Annotated in this window: 6 protein-coding genes; 4 read left to right on the top strand and 2 right to left on the bottom strand. The window is 43.5% G+C overall.

Annotated elements, in window-relative coordinates:
- Positions 1–57 precede the first annotated feature (57 nt).
- The 4 genes from KDK18_RS00430 (at position 58) to KDK18_RS00415 (ending at position 5,371) form a co-directional block, all read left to right on the top strand.
- The gene (locus KDK18_RS00430; protein ID WP_257252402.1) at positions 58–2,481 is read left to right on the top strand and encodes an Hsp70 family protein; all 2,424 of its coding nucleotides are present in this window, start codon (positions 58–60) and stop codon (positions 2,479–2,481) included.
- Between the two features lie 4 nt (positions 2,482–2,485).
- The gene (locus KDK18_RS00425; RefSeq protein ID WP_257252401.1) at positions 2,486–2,881 is read left to right on the top strand and encodes a DNA/RNA helicase domain-containing protein; all 396 of its coding nucleotides are present in this window, start codon (positions 2,486–2,488) and stop codon (positions 2,879–2,881) included.
- 139 nt (positions 2,882–3,020) lie between these two features.
- Complete coding sequence (locus KDK18_RS00420; RefSeq protein WP_257252400.1) at positions 3,021–3,608, top strand: 3'-5' exonuclease; 588 nt, start codon at positions 3,021–3,023, stop codon at positions 3,606–3,608.
- An 8-nt stretch (positions 3,609–3,616) separates the two neighbouring features.
- On the top strand, positions 3,617–5,371 hold the full coding sequence (locus KDK18_RS00415) for a hypothetical protein (RefSeq protein WP_257252398.1): 1,755 nt from the start codon (positions 3,617–3,619) through the stop codon (positions 5,369–5,371).
- A 226-nt stretch (positions 5,372–5,597) separates the two neighbouring features.
- Here the strand turns inward: KDK18_RS00415 and KDK18_RS00410 are convergent, their stop codons facing one another.
- Both KDK18_RS00410 and KDK18_RS00405 read right to left on the bottom strand, forming a co-directional pair.
- Positions 5,598–7,349 (bottom strand): hypothetical protein, encoded by a 1,752-nt coding sequence (locus tag KDK18_RS00410; protein WP_257252396.1) that lies wholly within the window; start codon positions 7,347–7,349, stop codon positions 5,598–5,600.
- 94 nt (positions 7,350–7,443) lie between these two features.
- Positions 7,444–8,149, bottom strand: a 706-nt coding sequence (locus KDK18_RS00405) for a DUF3150 domain-containing protein (RefSeq protein WP_257252395.1), incomplete at its 5' end; no start/stop codon positions are given.

Raw genomic sequence — 8,149 nt, 5'->3', positions numbered from 1 at the left:
ACCATAAAATCAGCCTGTTAGGTATCGATATTTCTAGCTAAACGAGAATTAGTAAACATGAAGGAACTGAGTCTCACTACACAGCCCATTGCAGCTGGTGATTCGAGACATTTAAGTCAACACACATATGTGGGGATAGATTTTGGTACTTCCACAACCGTGGTTAGTATTGCCTATTTTGACTGGCAGGAGAAGCAGATAAGAACCCGCACCTTGGAGTTGAATCAAAAACTCTGTGATGGTGCTATCTATACGTCGGACAAAATTCCAACCATGCTGGCATGGCATAACGATCAGCTTTTTGTTGGAGAAGGTGCAAATCAGCTACGCCTCAAAAAAACTAAAGGCAAAAATATCTGGTATGCCTTCAAAATGGATTTGGGTAAAAAGAACCAGTATCTCTATGCTGGTTCAGAACTTGCTAATAGTAAGATGAAACTCCTCAATGGTCGAGATGCAACCACAATCTTTTTTAAGTATCTCTATCAGCAAATCCAAAGGTTTGTGCGTAAAAATGACTATCCTGAGAGTACTTGTTACTCTATAAGTATCCCTGCTTCATTTGAGCCTGACCAGCGTCAGGACATGCTGGATGCTCTGAAGGCAAATCAATTTGAGTTTCATGAAAGAGCCTTTATTGATGAGCCTAATGCAGCTTTTTTAAGCTATATCAGTGATCCTGAGCTACAGCAGTCGATACATCTTTCAGACGAGTTTAATGCCAATCTTCTGGTCTTTGACTACGGCGCTGGTACTTGTGATATCTCCATTATGGAGATTGGAGTGGATAACAATCAGTTCCGGTCATCCAACCTTGCTATCTCCAGATTTGACTATCTAGGGGGCAGAGAGATTGACCGCCTGATTGCCAACGACATACTCTACCCACAGCTTCTCTCGGAAAATCAGCTAGATGATAGCTTTTTTACCACCAGTGAAATCCGAAAGTACATTCTTCCAAAGCTTGAACGTTATGGCGAGCAGCTGAAAATCGAAGCCAGCAAAGCGTTAGCGCTTGCTTGGGATAATATTGATCTGGATACTTACGAAAACATCTTTACATTGCCTTCAGCAATTACATTTAAAACACGAAAAGGAGTCTACCAAATTGCGCAACCGGCAATGAATTTTGAGCAGTTCCAGACTGTTATGAATGCCTTTACTTCACCTGAAGGTAAAGAGGAGTTCCGCCAGAATAAAAATGAGCGTTTTGTCAGTATTTTTAACCCCATCAATACCGCACTTAGAAAAGCAAAGTTGGATGAAAGTGAAGTTGACTACGTGCTCTTTATTGGTGGCAGCGCCAAAAACCCTCTTATCCAGCAGGCGGTAAAAGATTTTTTAGATGCTAGTGATTACTTAGTCCCCAGAGATTTGCAAGCCCATGTCTCTAAAGGTGCTGCAATTAACTCTTTTCTCTACAACGGCTTTAATGAATCAGTGATTGCTCCGATCACTAATGAACCAATCTTTCTCATTATCAAACAAGAGTATGATTCATTGTTGCTAGAAAATGCAGACGATCTATTTGGATTAGATGAAGAAGATTTTGTTGAAACGGACACATCGGTTGTACCGATAATTCCAGCGGGAGCGAAAATTCCTTCTGAAACGGTAGTGATTTCCAACCTTTACATCAGCCATGTAGAACAAACGCAGATTGAGCTTCCTATCTGTTTGTCCCACCCAGCTAATATCATCCACAACCTGATCATACCTTGCGATGGTGCAACAATGGATGATGCTATTACGCTGCAGGTGTCTATTGATGCTAATCGAACTGTACATGCAAAGGCAAAATTATGTGGACAAACTAAGAGTGTCAGCCTGAAAAATGCCCTGCATCAACCGACTACAGCTAAAGAGCGTGTCGCTAAGGTGGAAGAGGAACATAGTAAAGCGGTGAGTGAAAACCAAGGTCGGGCATCGGAAGAAGAACTTTACAAACTTTATCAGTTCTATAAAAGGGAAGGTGAATCTCTGAAAGCAGCAGAAGTAGCTGAAGATTTGTACAAACAACACAACAAGTTATCACTGAATAATATTGGCTTGCTATACAGCGATGCCGGGGATCGTGAGAAAGCAATTCACTACTATCAAAAACACTTGGAAAGAACGCAGTCCGCTGCTGTTTTATTTAATTTGGCGTGTGAGTATCAATACACCGATATTCATCAGTACTTGCACTATTTACATAAAGCTCTTGAAGTTGATCCGCATCACGGTCTAGCACGTTACAGCTTACTGAAGCATCAGTTGAAGAGTAATCCGTCAAATAAAGAACTGCTTGTTCAACTATTTGATGAATGGAAAGCTGATTATGAGGCGGATCAGTTTTCATATCATATAAGTTGGTTGATTAGTTGTGCTCGACTGGCCGGCAATTATGAGTTTGTACGTAAACTCCAGAAGACATCTGCTGACATTACTGCTGATTCAACCTATAACAGAGCCAGTCTGGCTACAGCTAAAAAGGAGTAATGCTGTGTCACAATGGATGATTCCAGCGCATATGCTGGATAATGATCAGAAGCGGTTTATGCTTGATCATGTTAAAAAACAAGCCAACTACTGGATAAAAGGATTCCCTGGTTCCGGGAAGTCTGTACTGATGATGCATACATTAGACGACATCAAAAAACGTGAACCCAATGCTAGAATTCTGATCACTTACTATACACATTCATTGAAAAACCTTTATCAGGCGGGAATGCGAGAACTGGGTATCAATGAGAATAATATTACATTCTCAACGTATTTTGTGTTCCGAAGAAACCCTGTGCATTATGACTATATTTTTTGTGATGAAGTCCAAGACTTGCCTTCCGATATTTTGGCACTAATGAAAAAACCATTGTCAGCGCCTACTGGTTGCTGGTGATCCACATCAATCAATTTATGAAGATACTATCCAGCCTGATCAAATTCCCTCAGTTACTGGTTGTTCGGAATATAGCCTGAACATCATCCACAGGTTGACAAATTCAGTAATCAATTTGGTGAGCCGAATACTGCCAAGCATGGATATATTTCGCTCTCTTATTAACACTCAAAAAGTTGATGTTACTGCACGGCTGGGTTGTTTCGGCAATGATGAAGAAGAAGTTCGTTACATCATGGAACAGGCACTATCAGCTATTGATTGTGGTCAGTCAGTGGCGATTTTACTGCCTACGCATAAGGATGTAATTCGGCTGGTACAATGTTATTGTAAGCAGAATCAACATCCAAGGTGGGATCGGGTGAATAATCAATACGGTAAGCCAGACTATGCATCTATGAATCATCATATGGCTAAACTTCAATTGCATTATGTTGGTAATGGGTACGGTGATTTATCTGGACATAATGCGGTTGTTCTGATGACTTATCATAGTGCCAAAGGATTGGATTTTGACAACGTCTATTTGCCATTTTTAGACCAGAACACGGACATTCAAAACAAATCTGTTTTCATGGTGGCTCTGACTCGTAGTAAAAATGCGTTAACTATGAGCTACAGCGGTAGAATGCATGAATACGTTCAGGACGTAGAGAACCTTTGCCATAAGATTGAGGTTTCTGAATCTAGCAGCAACAACAATAATGAATGGGATTTTGATTTTTAGGGTTAGCGATGAACGAATATAAAAGTTACACCATTATTACCGTGGATGAATCGATTGCGCTAACCAAGTATGGTGCAATAACCATCCCATCTGTAGGCCGCTATCTTGATGGTAGGCTCACTACAGAGCAATTGAAAGAAAAGGCTAGTAAGCACCTTGTTGAACTTGGTATATCTGAATCATCTGATTATTTAATGGCTCGCTTCCCTATTCAGGACAGCGATGAGATTATGGGTAATCAATTAATAAATCTTTCCATTTTTAAAATCGATGGCTTGTATTGCCTGGATGAACAAGCTTGCCGTTTTTATGAAACTAAAGTTGGAGGTGGTTACCACTACGCTTCCTCTTCCCTTGGTATCGATATTGAGACAGTCATTTGTGAGAGTAACCGCCGTCGAGCTTTACTAATTCTCTCTGAGGTGTTTGAGCTAAATAAAAATGAGATGGAAGGCTTCAATGACAAAGTCACTACGAGTCGTTTTTTAAAAGAGCTGGCTGCATTCAAGAGGGAGTGCAATCTTTCAAATGGAGATTACGCCTTTCTAAATGATGTAGTGACTTTAGGGATAACCACTGCGCCATATCATGATGGGGGAGAGAGCGCAAAGTTTACAAAACGCTATAAATTGCACAAATCTGGTACTAATGTTTCACGGGAGTCCAGGCTATTAAATGAGTTAGCTCAGGCTGGTGTTAGTAACTGGCGTAAAATTTTGGCTGAATTAGAAGCTCGTTTGAACCAGAACGAGAACAGCTTGCATAAATTAGAAGTTCATTTCGCAAGCATTGATGACATAGCGAAGCCTCTTTTCAGTGACCCAAAAAGTTCTTTCACTATCTTCAGCTTCATTTATCTGAAAGCCAAGGCTCTATTTAGATATCTGGCTGAAAACCAACCAGACAATATTTTAGCAGAACTGTTTAATCTGTATAACGAGTTCATTCATAATGGCTGCCGGCCATTTGAAGTGAAACTTGCTTTTTATACACTTATCACTGAGCTGGGATGGAGTGCTCTTTCGGACAGCTATTATCGCTTGAAAAAACTGGATACCTATCAAAAACCATCTCCCTACAACTCTATGGGTGATGAAGTTGAGCTGCTCAAGAAAGACATGGAGATTGCTAAAAAGGAGCTTGAGGAAAATCGGAAAAAAGTAGATGAACTCAATTCCAATTTACTGGCAGCGCAGAATAAATTAGAAAGTGAGAAAGAGAAATTTCTTAAAAAAGAAACCAAACTCAAAGCTGATTTGTCCGCAGTTCAACAGGAACTGAGGGGCGAGCAAGATGTATCTCATCAAAAAGAAACCGAACTCAGAGCCGATTTGTCGGCAGTGCAACAGGATCTGAAGAGCGAGCGAGAGACATCTCAGCAAAAAGAAAGTGAACTCAATACCCGGTTGGAGGCAGTGCAACAGGAACTGAAGAGCGAGCGAGAGGCATCTCAAGAACTCAGAAAAGATTTGAAAACTGCATGGGTCGATAGGGAAGCAAGTCCGAGAGAAGATGAACCCAGTCAGCCCATTATAAAAGAGCCTTCTACTTACAAACATCCGACGGATGCGCAGATCAACAAAATGAAAAAAATCGACCTTTTGAATCTATGCAAGCATCGAGGTATAACAGTAGTGAGCAGTGAAAAAGTAGCAGATTTGAGAAAGAAGTTAATTAGCTGGAGTGAGGTATCGTCAGATATTCAAGACGAGTATGTGCAAAAGACAGCAAACGAAACAGCAGAAGATCTATTTGGTAACTGAATGAGCAATGAGCCTGTCACTGTTAAGATCTTGGCTGCGACCTCATCGGGGCGTATTACAGAAGAAGCCTTCGCTGCATCTTGGCTACTTCGAGTACTTGCACAATCCACGAAGTATGTAGATCGGCTCTATCTGGAGTTGCTACTTGGGTACCTTCCGGGAATCCATCAAGATTCCTCAAAAAAAAGCCACCCACTGCATGAACGCAAGGGTGGCGCGTTGGTTTTCAGGCGATCAGCCAGTCTCTGGTCAAATCAAAAAGTGAAACCTTCAATTGTGTAAGTTGCTCAATCATCAGTTTTTTTGGGAACAGCTTTTCTGGCAACTGAATATTGATTCCGAGCCCTATAACATCTATTCCTGAATACCTGCAGCGTTTGACCAGATCAACCACCGCATCATGGTGATCGATATCCGGTGCGCCATCAGTGATCATCAGGATCAAACGTCTCTCGGCGTTTGACTGACAAACCTGATGCACTGCATGCCACAAGCCTGTGGCCATGGGGGTTGAGTCATGGCTGTCCAGAGCAGAGAGTGTTCCAGCAATTCGTAGATCGGACTCCTTTCCTGTTGCTATGGGGTATACCCGGTCAGACAGAGTGCCCGGATAGGCAGAAGCAGTCACAGTAACCACTTTGATTGGCTTCAATGCCATTATCAGAGCCAGAACCGCTTCCCTTGCCAGCTCCATCCGTGGGCCCATGGACGCTGAGATATCGAGAGAAATATGAACAGTCGCATTAGTTTCTATGGATTCTGAACGTCGTTTAAAAAGACGACCATCGTCCAAAGCTATCCTGTGCAGCCGTTTACCATTGATTCTCATACCTCGCTTGCCAATGCGATCTCTGGTTAAGGTTTGCGCCTGAACCAGTCCGGCTAGCTGTGCAGCTAAACGAGCGGATTCTGACTTTACCTTCCAGAGCAAATCCTTTGCGGCCTCTCTGTTTTGATCATTTAGGAACACTTCATCCATTCCAGGTGTCGAAGTTATTGCTGACAATCTGGGTGATTGCTTATAACTCCAGCATTCAAGCTGTCCTGCCACGGATTCATAGAGGTCTTCAGGCCAGTCAACATCCGACGACTCCAGGATTTGTTTCAGAAACGGGTCTTCAGCCTCGTCTGAAGCTTCTCCGTTTGCTGAAACAGATTGATCATCGTTTCCTGACGAATTCTCAGCTTTTATTTCTTTTCCTTCCGCAGAATCGGATTCCAGATCATCACCTGACACAGAATCTGATTTATTCTCATGATCTTGCGTTTCAGAATACTGAGAATGGGTTTCCTGATCTCCTGACGCATTTTCTGTTCGGTCTGCGCCTTCCATACCTGAATCTTCGCTTTCAGAATTTTCATGGCTGAGATTCTGAAATAACGCGATGATCTGGTCAGCCAGACTCAAAGCTTCCTTCGTGCTTTTCAGGTCAGGCACCTTAGCCAAATACTCATCAAGCAAATCCAGTAACTGTCTGGAAAAACAGTCTCTCATCACTTCACGGGCTTTCGCTGCTTCCTGCTCCAAAGCCATCTGTCCCAGCACCTCGTAGCGCAGAATCGACAATAAAGAGTCGTTTAATACCTTCACAGGCGGATCACTCTTTATTGGCGCACCTACACGACCTTCAGCCACTAACTGCCGGATGACTTCTGCGAGCGAAAAGCCAGCGCCGGGGTATTCCTGACTGATTGCTTTTTCGATCCGAATGTCCTCAAGCAGGTCAGTCAGCCTGTGCCGAAGAGCAGAGCCTTCATAGTCCAGATCAAAATCCGTGTAACGCACATGGGCGGCCTCATGACTCAAGAATCCCCAACAAAGGGTTTCCTGTTCACGCTGATGCGGGTCAAAGGCTGGAATCCAGATGCAGTCGCCATCGGTACACGCTTTACGACCAGAGACTTCAACCCGAACACCCATTTTTCTGCCCAATGCACTGCCAACAATTGGGAGTGCTTTTTGTAAAACAGGAGCCATATCCAAATACCTCGTATACATAAAAAAAAGGACATAGCTCCTGCCCAGGCGGGCACTATGTCCCGCTTGGGATGGCTGGCTTACGCCAGCCGGTTCAAAAGTAGAAAGTGGCTGTAGGCACCGTTTCCTCCGATATCACAACCCGTTGCTCTTTGAGAGGTTCTTCCTGAATCTCTATCTCATTTGATGTCGGCGACTGGGCTTGAGGCATTTCCTGTTCCTGCACCTTCACAGGTTCAAGAGCCGTCAACCCTTCCGCACAGCGCTCCATTTGCTCCACAGAACACAGCAGTAAAACCCGCTCCATCAGCTGAGTCAGCACCTCACCCTCCAATGCTCCGTTGTTAGGCAATTGCGATAACCCGGCATCCAGCCGTTGCACTATGGGCGAAATTCCGGGATCAACAAACGACAGACCGTGCAGTTTATCTCTGAGCCGAAGAATCGGATTCAGAGCTTTAGGGGTGACTTTGTTTTTCCCTTTAAAGGTTTGCTCAAATAGAGCCTGAGCATCCCGGCTGATTTCTTCTCGCAGTGTGCCACCCAACTGGTTTACCTGTTGATTCAGGTTCTCCGGTTGGGGCGATGCCACTACTTTGTAGGTCGTGTAACCAAAATGAAAACGTTGACCTACATGCTGAGCATCCGGCACGGCACTTCTTATGGCTTCGGCAAAATCAGGATGGGCACTCACCCATTCCTGAATATGCTGGTCATAGCCCATCAGAAACACCTGCTTTTCCTGGTTAAAGTCCTGCTGAACCTGATCCAGTTTCAGGCTTAAACCTGAAACATAATGA

The sequence above is a fragment of the Endozoicomonas sp. SESOKO3 genome (assembly GCF_024606255.1).
The sequence above is the reverse complement of the archived record's forward strand: the minus strand, read 5'-3'. Positions and strand labels throughout refer to the sequence as shown.